This is a genomic window from Enterococcus termitis, assembly GCF_001730305.1.
Lineage (GTDB): Bacteria > Bacillota > Bacilli > Lactobacillales > Enterococcaceae > Enterococcus_L > Enterococcus_L termitis.
Genome location: NZ_MIJY01000047.1, coordinates 61,441 through 82,320 on the forward strand (window position 1 = coordinate 61,441; position 20,880 = coordinate 82,320).

Sequence of the window (20,880 nt, forward strand, 5' to 3'; positions counted from 1 at the left end):
ATTTCACCTTCTTTTTCTTTTGCTTATGCTCTTGGAAAATGTTGTTTATAGACATCTGCCATTCTTTGCTTAGTAATATGCGTGTAAATCTGAGTAGTGGAAATATCGGCATGTCCCAGTAACTCTTGCACGATTCGTAAATCCGCCCCATTTTCCAACAAGTGAGTAGCAAAGCTATGTCTTAACGTATGAGGAGTGATGTTTTTGTTAATACCCGCTTCTTGAACAATTTGCTTCAAGTTTTTCCAGACACCTTGACGTGAAAGTGGCTTGCCATGATGGTTCACAAATAGATGCGTTTCATTTTGATTCTTTTTGATCAAAGTGGGTCTTGCTTCTTCCAGATATTTTTCGATCCATTGAATCGCATAGTCGCCCAGCGGAATAATTCGCTCTTTATCTCCTTTACCAATCGTTTGCAGCAAACCAATCGATAGATGTAAGTCGCCTATTTTCAAATCCACCAGTTCGCTCACTCGCAAGCCTGTGGCGTACATCACTTCTAAAATCGTTCGATTTCTGATGCCCAGTGGCTTGGTTGTATCCGGTGTTTCGATCAATGCTGTTACTTCCTCTACAGAAAGTGTGCTAGGCAGTTTTTGAGCTTTCTTAGGTGAATCTATGTGCTGCATTGGGTCGTGATCCATCACACGTTCCTGTCTCAAAAATTGATGAAAGCCTCTTAATGTTGAGATCATACGAATAATCGTTGCAGAAGAATTACTTTCATTGTTCAACAGCTGCAGATATTCCATAATTATGTATCGGTCAACAAGTTGCCATGACTCTATTTTTTGGTCTTGTAAAAAAGCCAAATATTTATGTAAGTCTCGTTCGTAACTTTTTCTTGTATTGAGAGATAGTCCACGTTCAATTTGTAAATAATGGAGATAATCGATCATTTGTTCTTCCATCTATTTTACCTCATTTCTTTTTATTATCCTATCAAAGAATGCTAGTTGATTTGTAATAATCACAGGAAATCTCACTCTTCAAAGATTAAAAAGGAGAACGGGACAGAAGTATCTGCTTTTACTGTTTATCTGAATTCCGCGTGAGTGGGATATGACGAAATGATTATGTTTCACTCACGCGTACGTTAACAGACTGTCTGTGACTAGCTTTTTTTATTATTGTACATATTTATTCAAGAAATGTTCCACTTTCTCTTTATAAGCTTTTTTATTCACTGAATAGGCTTTCGCATGCTCTGCTCCCGGCACAACATATTTGTCTTTAGGAGCATTTGTGGCAGCATAAACTTCGTCTAACATTTCAAAGGGAACAAAGGTATCTGCATCACCATGAATAAACAAGATCGGTGTTGTATTTTTCTTCAACTGAGCAATAGAACTCGCCTCACCAAAGAAATAGCCTGCACGAATCTTAGTAATTAAACTGGTAACAGGAACTAATGGAAATGACGGCAAATTGAACATATCTTTTAATTGATATGCCAACTCTTCATTTACCGTAGAATAACCGCAATCTTCCACAATTGCTTTTACATTTTCCGGCAGAGCTTCACCACTGGTCATCATGACTGTAGCGCCTCCCATGCTGATGCCGTATAAAGTGATCTGTGCATGTTCTCCATTTTTTTCAATAACTTGATTGATCCATTGAAGATAATCCTTACGCTCCGGCCAACCAAAACCAATATATTCTCCTTCACTTTTTCCATGACCGCGAGCATCAGGAACAAGAACATTGTAGCCCCAATCATGATACATTTTTGCAAAGCTTGCCATCGTTTCAGCATTTCCCATATAACCATGCGCCATGATGACATTTTTATCCGTTTTTTCAGCCGCTGGTAAATAAATGGCCTGTAATTTTAAGCCGTCTGCGGCTTCTAGCGTCCAATAAGTACGATTTTTGTCGTCCTTAAACCATTTTTCTTCGGGATTTTTTGCCTCTACATCTGTGCCAGGTGTGTCACCAGCTAAAAAATCTTTCTCAGAAGGAACAACTGCATAATTATAGAAATACATTCCTCCACCGATCAACACAATTATGATCACTATTAATAGTGCGATCAGTATTTTTACTATTTTACTCATCTAATAACTCCTCAACTACTTTGCTCGACTATTAAGATCTTTTCTTTTTTCTTACTCATTGAGCAAACTTTTTAAAATCAATAAATAGTATAAAGTTTTCTACCTATTTTCGCAATCTTAATCACAGATGATTTCATTATTGTTCTCTTGATAATCTTGAAAGAGCATATAATAATTTTCCTTGATTACTCGATTTTCAGAAAGGGACAGTGCTAAGATTTCTTTCAAATCAAAATAAGCTGCCTCACTTGTTTCAATACCTGGTTGGATTGTTTGGGTCTCTGCCTCACAACGAATAAAAAATTTATAGACATAGGTCAATGATGGCGGATAATCATGTTTTGCTTTATCTAAAACTGCAATCAAGCGTGTGGCTTTGACTTTAATACCGGTCTCTTCAAAGGCTTCTTTTTCAGCTATTTCTTTAGGTGAATAGCCGATATCCGCCCAGCCTCCAGGTAAGGACCATGAGTGATCACTTTTTTCTTTTACAAGTAATAGCTTACCTTCTTGATCAAAAATAACAGCTCGCACATCAACCTTCGGTGTTGCGTATCCTTCATCTTTATCAAAGAAAATGGAAAGCTCCTGCTCAGAAAGGGTTGGATAAATTAAGTGAGTCAATTCTTTTGCAACAACTGAAAGCTCCTCATAACGTTCTTGATCAAAGATATCTTTGCCAAATTTTTTGCCTGTTTGCGCGATTCCTTGAAGTTTGGCTAACAAAATACTTAATTCTTTTTCCATTTTTCCACCTCGTATCGTTTATTATAGCAAAAAGATGCTCATTTTCGACATTTCTGTATAAAAAAAGAATATACTGAATGTTTTTACAGCATACTCTTTTTTGTTGATTATTTTTTATTTTCGATCAGTTTAAAGCTAGACCATGGTTTTAAGAAGTCTAGTAAGAATAGTTCATCATCAGAAATTCGGCCAACAACATTTACACGTCCATCATTTTTCATTGATTTCAAGGCAATTTGTGTTTCGCCTTTGTATTGACCATAACCAACGTTGTCGATCAAAACATCCCCTTTAGTCATATCGATCGTATTATGCGCAGGGAACTCACGATCCTTAAAGTGAATACGAGTCATTGTTGAACGTAAAATGTATTCTGAACGATCCCCGCGATAGCTATGAAGACTGGTAAACAATACTTCTCTTTCATCGTCTGAAATATCTTTTGCAACATCTACTTTCACTGAAGGATATTCCGCATTGAATGCTTCTGCCATTGCTTTTAGCTCTGCTTCAGAGGCATACGCATTTCCCACTAAAATATCATCGATCAACCCAGTCAAAACAAGATGTTTTACTTGTGTGGCAATTTCTAAATCACGATGGTCTTCTAATGAACATAAACCGTCTTGTGTCGGCCACGGACCAAATGTAGCATCATGAGAGTTGACAAATGCCATCGTGTTTAAATTGTATTTTCTAAATTTTTCAGAGCAGAAAACAAAATGATCATAGCCTAAACCAGAATAACGATGCGGATAAAAGTTATGAGAGCCTAGTAAATTCTCAGTATTTGGTGAGTAACTCATAATATTATCAACATAGCTTGTTCCTGTACTCATATTGATTTCTATTTTAATACCATAGGGATTGCGAGTCATTTTAGCTTCTTCAGCACCAGTGAAGCCAACATCTAAACGTACACCGTAGGCACCCATTTCATTGAAAAAGGATAAATCATCATAAGAAATTTCCAATTGTTCGAATAAAGCAGGATTGATGTCGACCATCACTTCCATGTCGAGACTATTTGCATAATCAACGACTTTTTTGAACTCTGCCAATACTTTTTCTTTATCTTCTGTAATTTGTAGTAAGCTGGTAAATACACGTTTAAATCCATATTTATGTGCTAAATCTAGATATGCTTTGTCCTTTTCAAAAGTTGAACGTTCTGGATAAATAGAAATACCTAATTTTCCCATTGTTGCTGCCCCCTAAGATTTATAATGATTATAATGTATCCATTTTCATTATAGCAGAATGATGAAAAGTGGTCTACACCTTTCCGAAATCTTAAAAAAAATCTATTTTGACTAGAAGTTCTAGAGATCATTTGTTATTATGAAATGGAAACTATTTTTGAAAGGAAGACTTAACCTTATGAAAACAAAAAAATTCATTACTGCTACAGCGCTTTTAGCTTCATTAGTGCTATTTGCAGCGTGTGGATCTAAAACTGAGCAAAAAGCAGATTCATCTACTAACTCAGAAACGAAAACCTCTGAATCTGTTGATTTAAATTCTTTAGAATTGCCACAATTATCAGATGAAGTGAGTGACGATGAAGATTTAGTTGAAATGGTTACTACTGAAGGTTCTATCGAAATCAAGCTATTTCCAAAACAAGCACCAAAAACAGTAGAAAATTTTATGACTCATGCTAAAAATGGTTATTATGACAATGTTACATTCCACCGTGTAATCAAAGAATTCATGATTCAAGGCGGCGACCCTAAAGGAGACGGCACTGGTGGCGAAAGTATCTGGAATGAGGCTTTCGATGATGAAATCTCTAACCAGCTGTACAATATTCGCGGTGCATTATCAATGGCTAACGCTGGTACAGATGCAGATGGTAAAGGGACAAACGGAAGTCAGTTCTTTATCGTTCAAAACGATGAAGATGTTTCAGATGGCTTGCTGAAAGAAGACTATCCGCAAAAAATCATTGATGCTTACAAAGATGGCGGAACACCTTTCTTAGATGGAAAACATACAGTGTTTGGACAAGTAGTCAAAGGTATGGACGTTGTAGATAAAATCGCTGCCGCTGACACTGATGAAAGCGACAAACCAAAAAATGATATCCGTATCGAAAAAATCAATATTTTGCAAGAAGCAAAAAAATAGTTCATTACTAACTATCGAAGACAAAAGCATTTAGTTATGAGAAATAGAAATTCACGAAAATGACAAGAAACACAGAATTTTCAATTTTGATATTGGATGATTCTACAGGGTCTTCTTCAAATTTTCGTGAATTTTTTTATTGTGGAAGGAATTGCTTTTACGCGCTGTTTATTTTGGTTTGGCCCCTATACGAGTTTTGTCCCAGAGCTTTGTTAAGTTTAGATAGATGGAGATGAGGTACGAAATGAAAAAGATCATGATTTGTGGACCGGTTGGCAGCGGTAAAACCACCTTTGCCAAAAAGCTTGCAGCAAAAGAAAAGATACAACTAGTTGAATTAGACAATCTTATTTGGGAGCGAAACCCTCGTGGCGATAAACGCTTTACAAAAGAACAATCGATTCAACTACTACAAGGAACACTTGCTACAGAAAGCTGGATCATTGAAGGAACAACCACACAGGATTGGATAAAGCCAGCAGTGGCACAGGCGGATATTATTTTGCTCTTACTCCCTCCTTACCATGTTCGACTATATCGAATTTTCAGCCGCTTTATCAAACAAAAAAGAAACGTGGAGCAGGCAAATTACACCCCCACATTTCAATTATTAAAACAAATGATTGTTTGGAATCATCATTATGAACAGAAAAATATCTTTGAGCTAAAACGGTTAAATGATTCTTTTCCCGATAAAATCATTGTTTTAAAAGAACTCGATGCATATGCAGCTTATAAAATCATCATTAGAGATTATAATAAAAACTACTGACACCGAATCAAAAGATACTATTCAGCTCTCATTCTGTTCATTTTTTATGATTGAAGCATATATTTCTTCGAATTTTAGATCACTATTTTTGCCCCTATTATATCCGTTTACTCAAATTTTTTTAAAGCGGATACAACCTCTTCATCAGATAACTCTAAAATCCCAGAAATGTTTAGTGCTGCCATTCCCGTAACAAAAAGCCAGATGTTTGCAAATTGTTTTTCTAAGCTGTCTAATGAAACAGACGCAAAGCGCTTGTCCGTTTTAAGACATTTCTTAAATAGTTCAAAAGTTAATTGTCTAACATGTTGAACGTAAGAATGCTGATCAACAAAAAGAGCAATGAATAACTTGCTTCTTGCTTTAGCAAGCGCAATGTAGTTAAGGCTAAAGCTCACTAAAAGATCGTCCGATTGATTTATCGAGAAGTATTCCCTTTCAAACGACGCATAAATCGTTTGCAACAACGTCACTTTTAAATCATCCATGTTTTTGAACTCTAGATAAATAGGTTGTGTCGAAATCCCCATATGCTCAGCTACATTTCTTGCTGTTATCGCAGAAAAGCTATTTTTTTCTAATAAATCTGAGGCTGCCGCTAAAATATGCTGCTTTTTGTATACTTTTTTCCTGACCAAAAAAATCCCTCCATCAATCTCTTTTCTATTTATTTGTTTTTTATTTATTATCATTTCATTTTACACTTTTTTAACACCTTATTTTCTCAATAATTATAGAAATAATTAAAAAATGTGATAATTTATAAATAATGGTTAAATTTCCATTGACCAACACTACTTTGTCACGCTATAGTAAACTTATCAACTGATAACGGAGGTAGTGTTTATGGCTAGTAATAGCAGTCAACCCTTTTTTTTACAGACAGATAAAAAGCTAGAAAAAAAGTCCAGTCAAAAGAAACATTATCAGCTCTTGATTGTCTATTGTCTCCTTCTGATTTCCATTGGAATAAGCAGTGAGCCTTTTGCGGTTTTATGGGAAGGAATGGTACGTATTCTGACTTCTCCCAGCAATCTTTTGACCGATTATATTGCTTTGGGTACTTTTGGAAGCGCCTTTGTAAATAGTGGTTTACTCACCTTGATCAGCGTATTGATCGCTCAAAAAGAGAAAATCCCGATCAATGGCCCTATGATAGCAGCTCTATTTACCGTATCTGGCTGTTCTTTTTTTGGAAAAAATCTATATAATTCTATTCCGATTATTATTGGTGGTATTATTTATGCAAAAATTGTAAAAAAACCTTTTTCTCAATTCATCGTTGTTAGCTTGTTTGGAAGCGCGCTGTCACCGATCATCAGTTTTTTTACATTTGGACTTTCATTTCCATTGTTTTTTTCATTGCCTTTAGGTTGTATCGTCGGTGTCTTTATCGGATTGATACTACCACCGCTCGCTTCTCATGTTTTAACGTTTCATCAAGGGTTCTCTTTGTACAATGTTGGTTTTACTTCTGGATTGATTGCTATGATGTTTACAGGAGTATTAAGAATGTTTGGAGTGAAAATTGAAGGAAAAAGTTTGGTCTCAGATGAACATCATCTTAAACTACTCTTTTTTATGCTGCTCTTATTTTTTTTGATGTTTATTACTGGTTTTATTATGAATCATTTGTCTTTTAAAGGCATTAAAGAGATCAATCGAACATCGGGAAAGTTAATCACTGATTTTACATTTATTTCCGGTATCGGTGCAACAATGATGAATATGGCGTTTATGGGCTTTCTTCTCCTTTTATACACACAACTTAGTCACTGTACACTTAATGGACCAATCATCGGTGCCATTTTATCTGCTGTCGGTTTTAGTGCTTTTGGTAATCATCCACTAAATAGCTTGCCTTTACTCGTTAGTGTCTTCTTTACCGCCCAGTTATCTTCTGTTTTTGACGTCGATCAAACTACAGTTGCGCTTGCCGGAATATTTGGCACAGGACTTGCTCCGATCGCTGGATATTATGGACTGACATTTGGATTAGTTGCAGGGTTCTTGCATATGTCTTTAGTGACAAACGTCAGTTATCTTCATGGAGGATTAAATCTTTATAATAATGGATTTTCTACTGGTTTTGTAGCGGCTGTCATGGTACCATTACTAGATAACATTTTACAGATCAGAAAGGTGAAACAACATGCAAGAAAGAGAAAAAGCTAAACGTATTATCGATGAACTTTTGTCTTATTTTTTTTCAAATAATATTGAAGATATTCGGATCGGTCTCGATTTTACGCCTGAAGGGTTTTACATAGAAATGCAAGGACAAACCAAAGAGGAACCTGAAGGCGTCCTACACTTATTAGAACTGTTGAATACACCAAGAGATCTAAGCATTGAGAGCTATTATGATGAGCTTCTTGGCGTCACTCATCACGAAGAAGAAGATTACCACTTGCTTGGCTTGATGATCGATGAAGCCGAAATCAATTTTGATTCACCTATTTTTGATATTAAGGTTTTTAGAAAAAAATAACCTTCATTAATCACAAAACAGAAGCAAATTTTGCTTCTGTTTTATTCGTATACCGCACGATTTCCACCAATCAGTTTAGGTCGGCTATACAAGAAAGTGGTATGTGCGCTTCCAATTTCGCTGATCGATGTTCTAATTGGGATCTGTACGTGTTTAACATGCATTCCGATCGCGGTATCACCAATATCCATACCGCCTCTAGCAATGATTTTTTCAACTACGACTGGATTCGTGAATGATTGAAAAGCTGCAACGGCTGCGGCACCGCCAGCATGAAGTGCTGGAACAACAGATACGATTTCAAAATCATGTGTGTTTGCGACTTCTTTTTCTACTACAAGCGCCCGATTGATATGTTCACAGCCTTGTACAGCTAGATAGATCCCTTTTTCGTCTAAACTTTTTTTCACTATAGCAATCACTGCCTCACCAACATCCAGTCTAGAATTTTTACCGATTACACCTCCTAAAATCTCACTGCTGCTGCAGCCTAAAACAAAAATATCTCCCGCTTCAAATGATGTTAAATCGAAATATTCCTCTATACTTTTCGTTAACTGCTCTTGATAGTTTGGTTGTTGCGTCATTCGTCTACCTCCCTTTCTCTCTATTTTATTTCATTATGCGAAAGAATCATATATTAGTCAAAAGAAAAAAACATCCAAAAAGTTTGGATGTTTTAGGATTACTATTTACCATCTATGATATTTAAACGAACTTTTTTGGGTCCATCCACGCGCACACTGTAAACGATCGTGCGAATTGCTTTAGCAACTCGACCTTGTTTACCAATGATACGGCCAATATCTTCAGGCGATACAGTTAAATTATACTCTAGAAAAGTATCAGACTCTTCTACTTCTAATTTAACCATCTCAGGTTGACTGACTAATGGACGAACGATAGTTAACACTAACTCTTTCACATCTGCCATAATCGGTCACCTTATTTCTTTTCAAGTTTAGCTTCGTGGTGTTTCTTCATAACGCCTTCTTTTGAAAGGATGTTACGAACTGTATCTGAAGGTTGCGCACCTTTAGACAACCAGTCTAAAACTAAATCTTCTTTTAAAACTACTTCTGCAGGATCTTTCAAAGGATTGTAAGTTCCAACAGTTTCGATGAAACGTCCATCACGTGGAGAACGAGAATCAGCGACTACAATACGGTAAAAAGGACTCTTTTTAGAACCCATACGTTTTAAACGAATTTTTACTGACATTTTATTATTACACCTCCATTAACTTAATCACAAATGTTAGTTTAACAGATTTCAATTAAGCTGTAAAGAGTTTTTTCTTGACACCCTTAAAATTGTTTCTGCTCCAACGTTTTGCCCCCTCCATAAACGTATGCTATACTAACATTACCTTGGCAGGGGCAATTTTTTGCTTCAAAAAACAGCTTAGTATCTTTTCATTTGAAAAAATACTAAGCTGTTTTTATACGACCGATGAATAGTAGTCATATAACACATGCTGCTCAAATCCAATCGAACGATATAATCCCATTGCAGAATTATTTGTTGTTTCAACTTCCAAATAGATTCGAGAGAACTTTTCAATCATTAATTGGTGTACGACTTGGGTAATAATTTTTCGACCAATGCCTTTTCCACGCATATCTGGTCTAACGACAAAACCATAAATTCCGCATTCCTTATCACTTTTTTCGAGCCGAATACTTGCAATGATTTCACCGTCTTTTTTGAATACGAGCGTTTTAGCCAAATCAGCGGCTTCAATTACTTTGTATTCGCCATGATCTGAACCATCTTCAAGACAGGAAATTGCAGTTGTGTCTTCTTTTTTGGCAAATTCTAAAAGACAATTAGAAGGAGCTAAATCTATTGAATTATTAAAAACCATAGCACATTCAGAAAAAGAATAGTTGTATCTTCCACTTTGTTTGATGAAATCAACGAGATACGAATCATTTCTATCAACGATCCATAGTACTCGCTTATAATAATGTTTCCTTGCAAAATTTTGGACAGTTTCTTGTAATTTAGCGATAACGATTTGGTTTGGATCAACGATCATCGTTACCTCTAATTCCTCTAAATCATAACTATTCAAAGCAACATATCCAATAAAATTCTCCTTTTCCCAACACAGGATATGATGAATGTTATCAGACTTATTTGAAAAAAAGTTTAAATCTATTTTGTACTCATTTCCATAAAGCTGTTGATTTTTTTCTTTTAGCATGTTGATTTCTTTTAGCTCATGTTGGTCAATCGTCTTTTTAATGTTTAGTTTAATCTTATCTCCCTCTCTTTCAGTCTATTTTACTGAATTGTAACTTAGTACATATAGAAAAACAATATTAATGTAAACTAGTGTTCTTTTTTAAGACAGACTTAGTTATCTATGATACAACAGTTTTATTCCTTAATCGGTACAGGCTGCACCCAATGCTCCATGTATGCACGACCATCTGTCACTGGATAATACATTTCCACTGCAAAATCTGTAGTAGACAGTTTGTGTTCTTTCATCCATCTCTCCATAAAAGTTTGTGCTTTATAGACAGCGGAATTTGTTAATTCTTCAAAATTTACAGCTTCAAATCCGCAAACAAGATAATCTGAATCGGGAAGCTCAAAAACTGTATATCCCTCAATGACTGAGCCGTATTCGACCTCAGCTCCAGCTAAATAAGTACAATGATCTTTTTTAGCTCCTCCCATATAAAGCGCTCCCAATTTATTTCCATTTGCAAGTAAATAAGGAATTTTTGCTTTTACCTCATGAAACTCATCCCATAACTTCGCAGCAAATGAAACACCTGTGTTAGTACCGCCCATTAGCTCTGAAAGGGGGATTTCTTTTGCAATCCCTATAAAAGTTCTTGGTTTATCTAATTTTTTCCGTGTGACTTCCAGTACAATACCATCTGTAACTAATGGAACATTCTCATCAACCATCACATAATTCAACATCAAGTCAGGTTTTACAAACTGATTCAGTTGGATATCCGTTGTACGGTATTTATCTGGTGTAATACCATATACTTCTTTAAATGCTCTAGTAAAGTTTGCGTGACTCGAAAAACCGTAGTCCATCGCAGTGTCTAGTATTCGAGTATTGTTTGTTTTTAGGTCGCTGACTGCTTGTGCTAATCGACGAAGTTTAACATATTCAAAGACTGGTTTTTGGACTAAGCGAGAGAACAGTCTTTGAAAATAAAATGGTGATAAACCTGCCATTTCCGCGAGCTTTTCAATTGATACCTCTTCAGTCAAATTACTTTCGATATAATCAATCGATTTTTGAATTGCTTCCCATGCGTGCATAATTTGATACGCCCCCTTCTTTTGTTAACAACATCTTATCAAGAAATTTCCATATGTGCTTATCATTCAATGCTCTGTTTTATTACATATTCTTTTTTTTAACTCAGCTTCATATATATTCAGCATCTTATCTAATGTATCAAAAAAGACTGGGACATAACTCTATAAGTTACACCCCAGACTCTTGGAAGCAGAAACAATCTCTTCATTTTTATAAAAATAGGATTAAGCTATTTTTTCTTCTTTTTCTTCTTTTTATTTTTCTTCATCATACGATTCATCGCCATTTTGCCGAGTTTACCCTTAACGCCGCCACCAAGCATTTGATCCATGCCAGGGATATCCATATTGCCTTTAGACATTTGCTGCATCATTTTTTTAGATTCTTTGAATTGTTTGATCATTCGATTGACTTCGACCACACTATTTCCAGAACCAGCTGCGATTCTTCTCCGTCTACTTGGATTTAATAAGTCTGGATTTTCTCTTTCGGCAGGTGTCATTGAAAGAACCATCGCTTTTTTACGCGCCACATCTTTAGGATCGACTTTGACATTTTCAAGACCAGGCATTTGGCTCATTCCAGGGATCATTTTTAAAAGATCTTCAATTGGGCCCATCCCCATCACTTGATCAAGCTGTTCAATAAAATCATTGAAGTCAAAGCTGTTTTCTTTCATTTTTGTTGCAAGTTCTTCTGCTTTTTTCTCATCGTAATCTTGTTGCGCCTTTTCGATCAGCGTCAACATGTCACCCATACCCAAGATACGGCTAGACATCCGATCCGGATGGAAAATTTCTAAATCAGTTAATTTTTCACCAGAACCAATAAACTTGATTGGCGCTCCAGTCACAGCACGAATAGAAAGTGCTGCACCACCACGTGTGTCGCCGTCTAATTTCGTGATGACCACACCAGTGATGCCTAATTGTTGATTAAAACTGTCTGCTACATTTACAGCATCTTGTCCTGTCATTGCATCAACAACCAGTAAAATATCATCTGGTTCTGCAACTGCTTTGATTTGTTTTAACTCATCCATCAGTGCTTCATCGACATGAAGACGTCCGGCTGTATCAATCAGTACATAATCGTTTTTCTTTTCTTTGGCTAGTGCCATCCCTTGACGAACAATCTCAACTGGATCTGTGTCCGTTCCCATATCAAAAACAGGTACATCAAGCTGTTGACCCAACACTTTTAATTGGTCAATCGCAGCAGGACGATACACATCGGCTGCGATCATCAATGGACGAGCATTTTCCGTTTTCATCAGATGGTTTGCTAATTTCCCGCCGAAGGTTGTTTTACCGGCCCCTTGTAGACCGGCCATCATAATAACGGTTGGAATTCGTTCAGATTTATTTAAGCCAACGGTTTCTGAACCTAGCGTTGCCGTTAGTTCTTCATCAACGATCTTAACGATTTGTTGAGCTGGTGATAAACTCTCTAGGACTTCTACACCTACAGCACGTTCCCGTACACGTTTCGTAAAATCTTTGACCACTTGCAAGTTTACGTCGGCTTCAAGTAAAGCTAAACGTATTTCTCTCATCATTTCTTTTACGTCAGCTTCGGAGACTTTTCCTTTACGACGTAATTTACTCATTGCCTGCTGCAATCGATCTGTTAAACTTTCAAAAGCCATAATCTCATTCCTCTACTTCTTGTATTTGTTCTATATAATTTATTATTGTTGTATCTTTCGGATAGGTTTCACTCACGTAGTTTTTTAGCTTATCCAGTAATTCGCCACGTACAACATAATCAGAAAATAAATGAAGCTTTCGTTCATATTCTTCCAGTATTTTTTCTGTTCGTTTAATGTTATCATAAACCGCTTGACGACTTACATCGTATTCTTCGGCAATTTCACCTAATGAAAAATCGTCCGCATAGTACATCTCCATGTAATTCATTTGCTTTTCCGTCAGCAATGTAGAGTAAAACTCAAACAATGCGTTCATTCGGTTCGTCTTTTCAATTTCCATCGTTGCTACTCCTATCCTCGATCCCTCTTAGGTTACCGATTTCAAGTGAATTAGTCAATAGTTCTCAAGTGATTTCTATGGATTTCTTCAAAAATTTTGATCAACTGTTCATAGTAGCTTTCGGCATTTGCACAGAAATCTTTTTTAGCAAATCTTTCCCGGATCATTTTTTGCTTCTGATCATGTTGATGATAACCAGTTAATACAACCTCCGTCACTGAACCATTGAAAATACGTTTAAAACTAGAAAGAGGAATGCGAAACAAGCTACTTACCTCTTCTTCCTGTAAATCGAAGCCTCCTAGTGTAATCTCCTGTTGTACAACATAAACATTCGTAAATTCATTATCAATAAACGAGCCTAAATCAATACGCACAGGAAATACGCCTAAATATTCAGCCTCCTCTACGGAAACATCGAGACCTAATTCTTCTTTCACTTCTCTGAACCCATCTGTCACCGATTCATCTGCTAACAAATGACCAGCAGCTGTAATATCTAATTGATTTGGAAAATCTTTTTTCTTAGATGAACGTTTTTGAAAATAAATAATCAGCTCATCTTGATCTATTGTATAAAACCAACAGTGGAATGTTTCATGCCAAAGTCCTTCTTTATGGACACGTTGTCTAGTGGCAGTGCCAAGTTCTTGATACTGTTCATCAAAGATTTTTAACCACTCATTTTCAGCCATAGTCTGCCTCACGTTCAACAATTTTTTGCCACTGGTTTTCTGAAATAACTTCCAGTCCTTGTAAAATGAAATACGCTGTTGCGACTCCTGCTCCAGCTATTCGGCTGCCAGAGAAGCTGCCGTCATAAATACTGTTGCGACCACAAGAAGGACTATTCTCTTTAAGAACGATCGTATCAATGTTTTTATCACAGAGCTTTTGGTAGGCAAGTTGTGCGCCTTGCTTAAACATATCCGTCACATCGTCTCCTGAAGCCGTATAAACCTTTGCCTGATTCTGCCATACAGCAAAACCATCCCCACCACTTATTTCTGCGGGCTCTCTAGGTATCAGCAAGCCGCCTAAAACCTCTGGGCAAACTAGTATCGCTTGATTTTGTTCAACTAACTGCTTTAAATATGAAATTTCTTTGGCCTGGCCATCATATCGACAACAAACACCACCCAGACACGCACTGATTCCTATCATTGGCTTCCCTCTTTTCAATCTTTTTTATTATACCATTTCTTTGGTCTTGAATGTAGTATTACAACTATTCCTTAAAGTTTTTGATCACTGTAAAACTATGATAAAATAGCTTTGTATTGATATCGTATATAAAAGGAGCTAAATAGATGAAAAAAGTTCTAGTTGTTGACGATGAACCGTCAATTGTAACGTTGCTGACTTTTAATTTAGAAAAAGATGGTTATGAGGTTATGAGTGCTACTGATGGCACGGTAGGTTATGAGTTAGCATTGACCAATCAGTTTGATTTCATTATTTTAGATGTTATGCTGCCAAATATGGATGGGCTGGAAATCACAAAATCTTTGAGAAGAGAAAAAATTGACACGCCTATTTTGATTTTGACCGCTAAAGATGACCAAGTGGATAAAATAATCGGACTAGAAATCGGTGCAGATGATTATTTAACAAAACCGTTTAGTCCTAGAGAAGTTCTTGCCAGAATGAAAGCCATCTTTCGACGCTTGAAACCCACTACTGAAAAGAAGGAAGACATAACAGATTCTGTAAAAGAGCCCTTGATTTTAGGTGATATTATCGTTGATGAACAAAATTATGAAGTCTCTGTTCGTGGTAAAAAAATCGAATTGACCCCAAAAGAGTTTGAGCTATTGGTCTACTTCATCAAACGGAAAGACCGCGTGATCGATCGAGATACGTTACTCGACCGTATTTGGAACTACGATTTTGCTGGACAAAGCCGTATCGTTGATGTCCACGTAAGCCATTTGAGAGACAAAATCGAAATTGATCCAAAGCATCCAGTGTATTTGGTAACTGTTCGAGGATTTGGCTATCGTTTTCAGGAGCCTAAAAAATGAAAAAGCGGCAACGATTTGAATACCTGCTAGTGATACTTATGATGGTTGGACTTTTCGTCGGCAGTATTTTTCTTACCAATTATTTTTTTCGAAAAGAGCTATTAGCCCAGCAAGAAGAGTACCTGCAAAAAAAAGCGACGTTGCTTTTAGACCAGCTATCTCCTGAATCTTTTTCACGCCAACAATTTTCTTCTCAAGAAAAAACACTTATCGATCATTATTTGACTGACAAGAATGAACGTTTGAGCTTAATGAGTGCCAATGGGAAAATTTTTTATGACAGCATCGATACAGAGTTAAATGAGTCTCGAAAAAATCGACCAGAAATCAAAGCAGTTCTTTCTGGAGCGGACTTTGGATCTGCATTGCGAAAGAGCGCTACGTTAAATAAGGAATTGCTCTATCTTGCTCTGCCTATCAAAAAAAATGGAGAGCTTATTGGAATTATTCGAATGTCGGAGGAAACCACACAGTTTTCAAGTAGTATCCAGTCCTTTCGACGATATATTTTATTCACTCTCGGTCTTCTGTTTTTAATCATTACAGCGTTTGTTTTTCTATTGCTTCATCAAAAAAATGAACCACTTGTTACTGTTTTGCCTGTATTAAAAAAGATTGTTAAATATCCCGATGAGGCGCGCTCCATCATTCAAGATTCTCCCGAATGGAATGAGCTTTATCAAACCGTCAATTTGTTAAGTCAGCAAATGAGTCAAACGTATTTAGCTTATACTTCTACGGAAGAGCAGTTTCATGCGCTATTAGATGAGTTAATGATCGGTGTCTTTATAATTAATGTCGACGGTCAGCTTCAATTGATCAATCCTAAAATGCTGGATATTTTAAAAATCGATACAGACACCATTGGCAAAGATTATTTTGAAGTGATCAAAGAGCCCGTCTTAATTCACTTGATTCATCAAGTAATCACTGAAAAAAGTACGCTTCATCAAGAAATTACTTTAGCGGAAAGTTTAAACGACACGATTTTAGATATGTCCTTACGTTTTATTGAGGAAGATGGAAATGACTATCAAGTTTTGGGGATCGCCTACGATTTGACTCGCGTCAGACAATTAGAAAAGATGCAAAAAGATTTTGTTAGTAATGTGTCCCATGAGTTGAAAACGCCTGTTACGTCTTTACTGGGCTTCACAGAAACGTTGTTGGATGGTGCTAAAGAGGATCCGGAAACCTTGACTCAGTTTTTAGAAATCATGCAAAAAGATGCACTGCGTTTGCAGCAATTGATACAGGAAATTTTACAGCTTTCTCGTGATGGTAAAACAATTGCCTATGATGATCAAAAGATTGAGCTATATCCATTTACCGAAGAGATTATACGAACCTACCGTAAAACGATCAAAGAAAAAAAACTGACCGTTCAAATTCTTGGTGATACGACAGCAAACTATACAACTAAATATGAGCTATTTTATCCTATCGTAAAAAATCTCATCGAAAATGCTGTTCAGTACTCTCAGACAAATGAAACGATCACGATCGATTTTGGCTTTACCGACTTCTTTTATTTTACTGTAAAAGATACCGGTATCGGCATCAGTCAAAAGGATCAAGAACGAATATTTGAGCGATTCTATCGGGTTGACAAGGCTCGAAGTCGTCATTCCGGCGGAACAGGCTTGGGCTTATCCATCGTTCAAAACTATACTGAATTATTGGGTGGAACCGTAACGATCGACAGCCACTTAGGCTTGGGTACTACATTTACCATTCAATTACCTAAAAATTAACAATCCCAAAAATCGAATAAACGCCAAACTAAAAGCAGCTCCGAAAGAGCTGCTTTTAGTTTGATCAAAAAATTTATTTGTTTGTAATAGTACCCGATACGTCTCGTTCAACTTTCATATCTGTAATCGGCAAGTAGCCTAATTCTTTTACAATATTTTTTTGAACATCGTCTTCCAGCATAAAGTCTAGGAAGGCTTTTACTTCTTTATCAGGTTCTCCTTTAGTATACATATGTTCGTAAGACCAGATTTTCCAAGAATTGTCGGCAACGTTTTCTTCTGTTGGTTTCACATCATCTACACTTAATGCAGTTGTTGAATCGTCCATATATGAAAACGCTAGATAGCTGATTGCTCCAGGTGTTTGAGCAACGATTTGACGAACAGTCCCTGATGAATCTTGTTCTTGTGATTGAATCGCTGTTGCTCCATCTAATCCCCATTTTTCAAATGTTGCACGTGTTCCACTGCCGCTTGGGCGATTAATTACAGCAATTTCTTGATCCTTGCCGCCTAATTCATTCCAGTTTTTGATTTTACCAGTAAAAATATCGATCAATTCCTGTTTTGTAACATTCTTAACACCGACTTCTTTATTAACTACTGGGCCCATGCCAACAACTGCTACACGATGATCCACTAATTTTGATGCATCAACACCTGATTTTTCTTCTGCAAAAACGTCTGAATTACCAATCGTTACAGCGCCATCTGCAACTTGAGATAAACCAGTGCCACTACCGCCGCCTTGAACGGAAATCGTATAATTAGAATGCTCTGAAACAAATTGATCTTTTGCTGCATCTACCAGAGGCTGTAATGCAGTTGAACCAACGGCTACGATCTTTACCGGCTGGTTACTGTTACTTTCGTTTGTTTTATTGCCGCTTTCGTCAGTTGCTGCACCTTGATTGCCGCATCCTGCGATTAATAATCCTACACTCAAAACAATTGCTGATAATAAAGGTTTCTTCATTTCTGCACTTCCTTTTCAATTAGTTACAAGCATAGTTTAACAACCTAGTGTTAATTCTAATTCAAGGTTTTGTAAACAATCAGTAAAGGAGTGTAAAGGTTTTGTTTTGTAAAAAATGGAAACGTTTATTTCATTTCAAGCAATCGTTAACTATGCCTGCATATAATTAGCTATGCGTCTCATGGCCTCTTTTAATGTGTCTAAATCAGCTGCATAACTGATTCTTACATAGCCCTCCCCTTCTTGCCCAAAAGCGATACCAGGAATAATCGCTATGGCTTGTTTTTGAGCTAGGTCAACACAAAACTTCATAGAATCTTGCTCATAGCCTTCTGGAATTTTAGCGAAAATATAGAACGCACCATTTGGTCTAGCTACCTCAAATCCGATGTTTGTCATTTGCTCATAAACAAAATCACGACGTTCACGATACTCTTCTTTCATCACAGCTGCATCATGGATTCCTTCGATCAGCGCTCTAACTGCTGCTTTTTGAGAAATCGTAGAAGCAGCGGTAACCAAATATTGATGAACTTTAATGATTTCAGCAATCAGAACATTAGGTCCAAAAATAAAGCCGATTCGCCAACCGGTCATTGCATGAGATTTAGATAACCCATTAATAAGAATTGTTTGCTCTGGGATAAACTCTGCAATCGATACATGCTCATCTTCATACGTTAATTCACTATAAATTTCATCACTGATCACAAAAATTGGATATTTCTTCACCACATCAGCAATAGCTTTCACTTCTTCTCGATTATACGTAACACCTGTAGGATTGCTAGGATAATTCAAAATAATTGCTTTGACCTGATCCCCATGTTCTGCCATTGCATCTTCGATCATTTGCGGGGTTAAAACAAAATTATTTGATCGTGTGTCAATATAAACAGGTTCTGCATTTGCTAAGGTAATTACAGGTTCATATCCCGGATAAATAGGCGCAGGCATCAATAGTTTATCACCTGGCTCTAAGATTGCTAATAAGCTAGCTGAAATCGCCTCCGTTGCACCTACTGTTACTAGTACTTCGGATGCAGCATCATAGCGCACACCATATTTTTCCTGCATAAAAAGAGCAGCAGCTTCACGAACATCCGTCAATCCTGCCATGCCTGAATAATGAGAAAAATTATCATCGATTGCTTGGTGTGCTGCCGTTTTCACATGCTCAGGGGTGTTAAAATCTGGCTCCCCCAATGTCAATTTTAAAATGCCCTCAATTGATGAAACCTGCTCATCAAATTGACGAATAGTTGAAACAGCAATTTTATATACTTGCTTATTAAATCGTTGCGTTAAATCCATGAACCTCTCTCCTTCTCTCGTCACTCTCGTATCAAATAATGATCGATTATTAAGTTGCGGTAAACAGCTCCGCATTTTTTATCAATGGATTTATGATAGCATATTCTCTTTTAAAATGAAATTTGTATTTAAAAAAAGTGGATTTTCTTTCCAAATTCACATATTGCACTTGCGAAACCCTTTCTGCTTCTTTATAGTTATAAGAAATGAAGGGAGCAGTGTAGATGAAAGGACTTAGAAAAATCACCCCATATATTCCAGGGGAACAGCCTAATTACGTAAACATGATCAAATTGAATACAAACGAAAATCCTTATCCACCATCGCCAAAAGTAGTCGAAACGTTGAAAAACTTTGATGCAGCATCATTAAAGCGCTACAGTTCTGTTGACAATCAGGAATTAAAAAAAGCTTTAGGGAAAAAATTTGGGTTATCTACAGAGCATTTTTTGATTGGAAACGGCTCTGACGAAGTACTGGCTTTTTGCTTTCAAGCATTTTTCAATAGTTCAGATCCGCTTCTCTTCCCAGAAATCACTTATGGGTTTTATAAGGTTTGGGCGGAATTATTTCATATTCCATTCAAAGAACTACCCCTGACTGACGACTTTGATATTTGCTTCTCTGATTATAAACAAAAAAACGGCGGAATCATTATCGCTAATCCTAATGCACCAACAGGCTTGTTTCGCTCTCACGACGAGCTGGAACAACTGCTTAAAGAACAGACTGATGTGATTGTAATAATCGATGAAGCTTATATAGACTTTGCTGGAAAATCAGCCGTAACTTTACTTAAAAAATACCCGAATCTCATCATTATCCGTACCTTATCAAAGGCAAATTCATTAGCAGGTTTACGAGTTGGTTATGCAATAGGCAATCCTGAATATATCCGCATTGCGGAAAGCATCAAATCGTCTTTTAATCCTTATTCAGTGGATATGTTGGCAGAAACGTTGGCTACCGCAGCGATTGAAGATGACGCTTATTATCAGGAGACAACTGAAAAAATCTGTCAAACCCGTGAATGGTTCAGTGAACAATTAAGCACGTTAGGCTTTTGCTCATTGCCCTCAAAAACCAATTTTATCCTAACCACTCATCCAAAAATAAAGATAAATGAGCTTTATCACTACCTAGAAACTCAAGATATTTTCGTTCGCTATTTTCCGAATGTTCAACGTTTAAACACATACTTACGAATTTCGATTGGTACGCAAGCAGAAATGGAAAAAGTTCTGACTGTGCTTAAAAAACAGGTTTTATAGATATTCGTTCATAATAAAAAATGGATCTAAGGTATAACTATTATAGTTA

23 protein-coding genes are annotated in these 20,880 nt (G+C 36.7%); 7 read left to right on the plus strand and 16 right to left on the minus strand.

The features are described from left to right. Positions 1–23 precede the first annotated feature (23 nt). The 4 genes from xerD to BCR25_RS19175 form a co-directional block, all read right to left on the minus strand. Positions 24–914: a site-specific tyrosine recombinase XerD gene (gene xerD, locus BCR25_RS19160; protein ID WP_069665217.1), complete on the minus strand. Its 891-nt coding sequence runs from the start codon at positions 912–914 to the stop codon at positions 24–26. A gap of 216 nt (positions 915–1,130) precedes the next feature. After that, positions 1,131–2,063 (minus strand): alpha/beta hydrolase, encoded by a 933-nt coding sequence (locus BCR25_RS19165; protein ID WP_069665218.1) that lies wholly within the window; start codon positions 2,061–2,063, stop codon positions 1,131–1,133. A 117-nt stretch (positions 2,064–2,180) separates the two neighbouring features. Further along, positions 2,181–2,810 carry an NUDIX hydrolase N-terminal domain-containing protein gene (locus tag BCR25_RS19170; RefSeq protein WP_069665219.1) on the minus strand — a complete coding sequence of 210 codons (630 nt, stop codon included), beginning with the start codon at positions 2,808–2,810 and terminating at the stop codon, positions 2,181–2,183. A gap of 107 nt (positions 2,811–2,917) precedes the next feature. After that, the gene (locus tag BCR25_RS19175; protein ID WP_069665220.1) at positions 2,918–4,012 is read right to left on the minus strand and encodes a DUF871 domain-containing protein; all 1,095 of its coding nucleotides are present in this window, start codon (positions 4,010–4,012) and stop codon (positions 2,918–2,920) included. 178 nt (positions 4,013–4,190) lie between these two features. On the opposite strand from BCR25_RS19175, the gene BCR25_RS19180 reads away from it, so the two are divergent. Continuing rightward, entirely contained in the window at positions 4,191–4,940 is a 750-nt protein-coding gene (locus BCR25_RS19180) for a peptidylprolyl isomerase (RefSeq protein WP_069665221.1), read from the plus strand. 244 nt (positions 4,941–5,184) lie between these two features. Beyond that, on the plus strand, positions 5,185–5,712 hold the full coding sequence (locus BCR25_RS19185; RefSeq protein ID WP_069665222.1) for an AAA family ATPase: 528 nt from the start codon (positions 5,185–5,187) through the stop codon (positions 5,710–5,712). 107 nt (positions 5,713–5,819) lie between these two features. On the opposite strand, the gene BCR25_RS19190 is transcribed toward BCR25_RS19185, so the two are convergent. Beyond that, positions 5,820–6,404 carry a TetR/AcrR family transcriptional regulator gene (locus BCR25_RS19190; protein WP_069665223.1) on the minus strand — a complete coding sequence of 195 codons (585 nt, stop codon included), beginning with the start codon at positions 6,402–6,404 and terminating at the stop codon, positions 5,820–5,822. A 154-nt stretch (positions 6,405–6,558) separates the two neighbouring features. On the opposite strand from BCR25_RS19190, the gene BCR25_RS19195 reads away from it, so the two are divergent. Together BCR25_RS19195 and BCR25_RS19200 are read left to right on the plus strand one after the other, a co-directional pair. After that, positions 6,559–7,887, plus strand: coding sequence for a DUF1576 domain-containing protein (locus BCR25_RS19195; protein WP_069665224.1), 1,329 nt, complete (start codon positions 6,559–6,561; stop codon positions 7,885–7,887). After that, positions 7,865–8,203, plus strand: coding sequence for a hypothetical protein (locus BCR25_RS19200; RefSeq protein ID WP_069665225.1), 339 nt, complete (start codon positions 7,865–7,867; stop codon positions 8,201–8,203). Before BCR25_RS19195 ends, BCR25_RS19200 begins: the two co-directional genes overlap by 23 nt. Before the next feature lie 41 nt (positions 8,204–8,244). Here BCR25_RS19200 and BCR25_RS19205 read toward each other — a convergent pair whose 3' ends face one another. From BCR25_RS19205 to BCR25_RS19245, 9 genes are all read right to left on the minus strand, one after another. Beyond that, positions 8,245–8,790, minus strand: coding sequence for a TIGR01440 family protein (locus BCR25_RS19205; RefSeq protein WP_069665226.1), 546 nt, complete (start codon positions 8,788–8,790; stop codon positions 8,245–8,247). Between the two features lie 101 nt (positions 8,791–8,891). Then, positions 8,892–9,137, minus strand: a complete 246-nt coding sequence (locus BCR25_RS19210; RefSeq protein ID WP_069665227.1) for a KH domain-containing protein — start codon at positions 9,135–9,137, stop codon at positions 8,892–8,894. An 11-nt stretch (positions 9,138–9,148) separates the two neighbouring features. Then, positions 9,149–9,424 carry a 30S ribosomal protein S16 gene (rpsP, locus tag BCR25_RS19215; RefSeq protein WP_010761445.1) on the minus strand — a complete coding sequence of 92 codons (276 nt, stop codon included), beginning with the start codon at positions 9,422–9,424 and terminating at the stop codon, positions 9,149–9,151. A 220-nt stretch (positions 9,425–9,644) separates the two neighbouring features. Beyond that, the gene (locus BCR25_RS19220) at positions 9,645–10,412 is read right to left on the minus strand and encodes a GNAT family N-acetyltransferase (protein ID WP_069665228.1); all 768 of its coding nucleotides are present in this window, start codon (positions 10,410–10,412) and stop codon (positions 9,645–9,647) included. 176 nt (positions 10,413–10,588) lie between these two features. Further along, the gene (locus BCR25_RS19225) at positions 10,589–11,500 is read right to left on the minus strand and encodes an AraC family transcriptional regulator (RefSeq protein ID WP_069665229.1); all 912 of its coding nucleotides are present in this window, start codon (positions 11,498–11,500) and stop codon (positions 10,589–10,591) included. A gap of 230 nt (positions 11,501–11,730) precedes the next feature. Further along, positions 11,731–13,149, minus strand: a complete 1,419-nt coding sequence (gene ffh, locus BCR25_RS19230; protein ID WP_069665230.1) for a signal recognition particle protein — start codon at positions 13,147–13,149, stop codon at positions 11,731–11,733. A 4-nt stretch (positions 13,150–13,153) separates the two neighbouring features. Further along, positions 13,154–13,492 (minus strand): putative DNA-binding protein, encoded by a 339-nt coding sequence (locus BCR25_RS19235; protein WP_069665231.1) that lies wholly within the window; start codon positions 13,490–13,492, stop codon positions 13,154–13,156. A 50-nt stretch (positions 13,493–13,542) separates the two neighbouring features. Continuing rightward, positions 13,543–14,187 (minus strand): NUDIX hydrolase, encoded by a 645-nt coding sequence (locus tag BCR25_RS19240; RefSeq protein WP_069665232.1) that lies wholly within the window; start codon positions 14,185–14,187, stop codon positions 13,543–13,545. After that, positions 14,180–14,656 (minus strand): 2-thiouracil desulfurase family protein, encoded by a 477-nt coding sequence (locus BCR25_RS19245; RefSeq protein ID WP_069665233.1) that lies wholly within the window; start codon positions 14,654–14,656, stop codon positions 14,180–14,182. Before BCR25_RS19245 ends, BCR25_RS19240 begins: the two co-directional genes overlap by 8 nt. Positions 14,657–14,802: 146 nt before the next feature. Between BCR25_RS19245 and BCR25_RS19250 the strand changes: the two genes are divergently transcribed. Next, positions 14,803–15,516, plus strand: a complete 714-nt coding sequence (locus BCR25_RS19250) for a response regulator transcription factor (protein ID WP_069665234.1) — start codon at positions 14,803–14,805, stop codon at positions 15,514–15,516. Continuing rightward, positions 15,513–17,270, plus strand: coding sequence for a sensor histidine kinase (locus BCR25_RS19255; protein WP_069665235.1), 1,758 nt, complete (start codon positions 15,513–15,515; stop codon positions 17,268–17,270). Before BCR25_RS19250 ends, BCR25_RS19255 begins: the two co-directional genes overlap by 4 nt. Positions 17,271–17,343: 73 nt before the next feature. Here BCR25_RS19255 and BCR25_RS19260 read toward each other — a convergent pair whose 3' ends face one another. Together BCR25_RS19260 and BCR25_RS19265 are read right to left on the minus strand one after the other, a co-directional pair. Continuing rightward, entirely contained in the window at positions 17,344–18,246 is a 903-nt protein-coding gene (locus tag BCR25_RS19260; protein WP_069665236.1) for a phosphate ABC transporter substrate-binding protein PstS family protein, read from the minus strand. A gap of 150 nt (positions 18,247–18,396) precedes the next feature. Continuing rightward, positions 18,397–19,560: a pyridoxal phosphate-dependent aminotransferase gene (locus BCR25_RS19265; protein ID WP_069665237.1), complete on the minus strand. Its 1,164-nt coding sequence runs from the start codon at positions 19,558–19,560 to the stop codon at positions 18,397–18,399. A gap of 224 nt (positions 19,561–19,784) precedes the next feature. On the opposite strand from BCR25_RS19265, the gene hisC reads away from it, so the two are divergent. Beyond that, positions 19,785–20,831 (plus strand): histidinol-phosphate transaminase, encoded by a 1,047-nt coding sequence (hisC, locus tag BCR25_RS19270; protein WP_069665238.1) that lies wholly within the window; start codon positions 19,785–19,787, stop codon positions 20,829–20,831. The last annotated feature ends 49 nt before the right edge of the window (positions 20,832–20,880 follow it).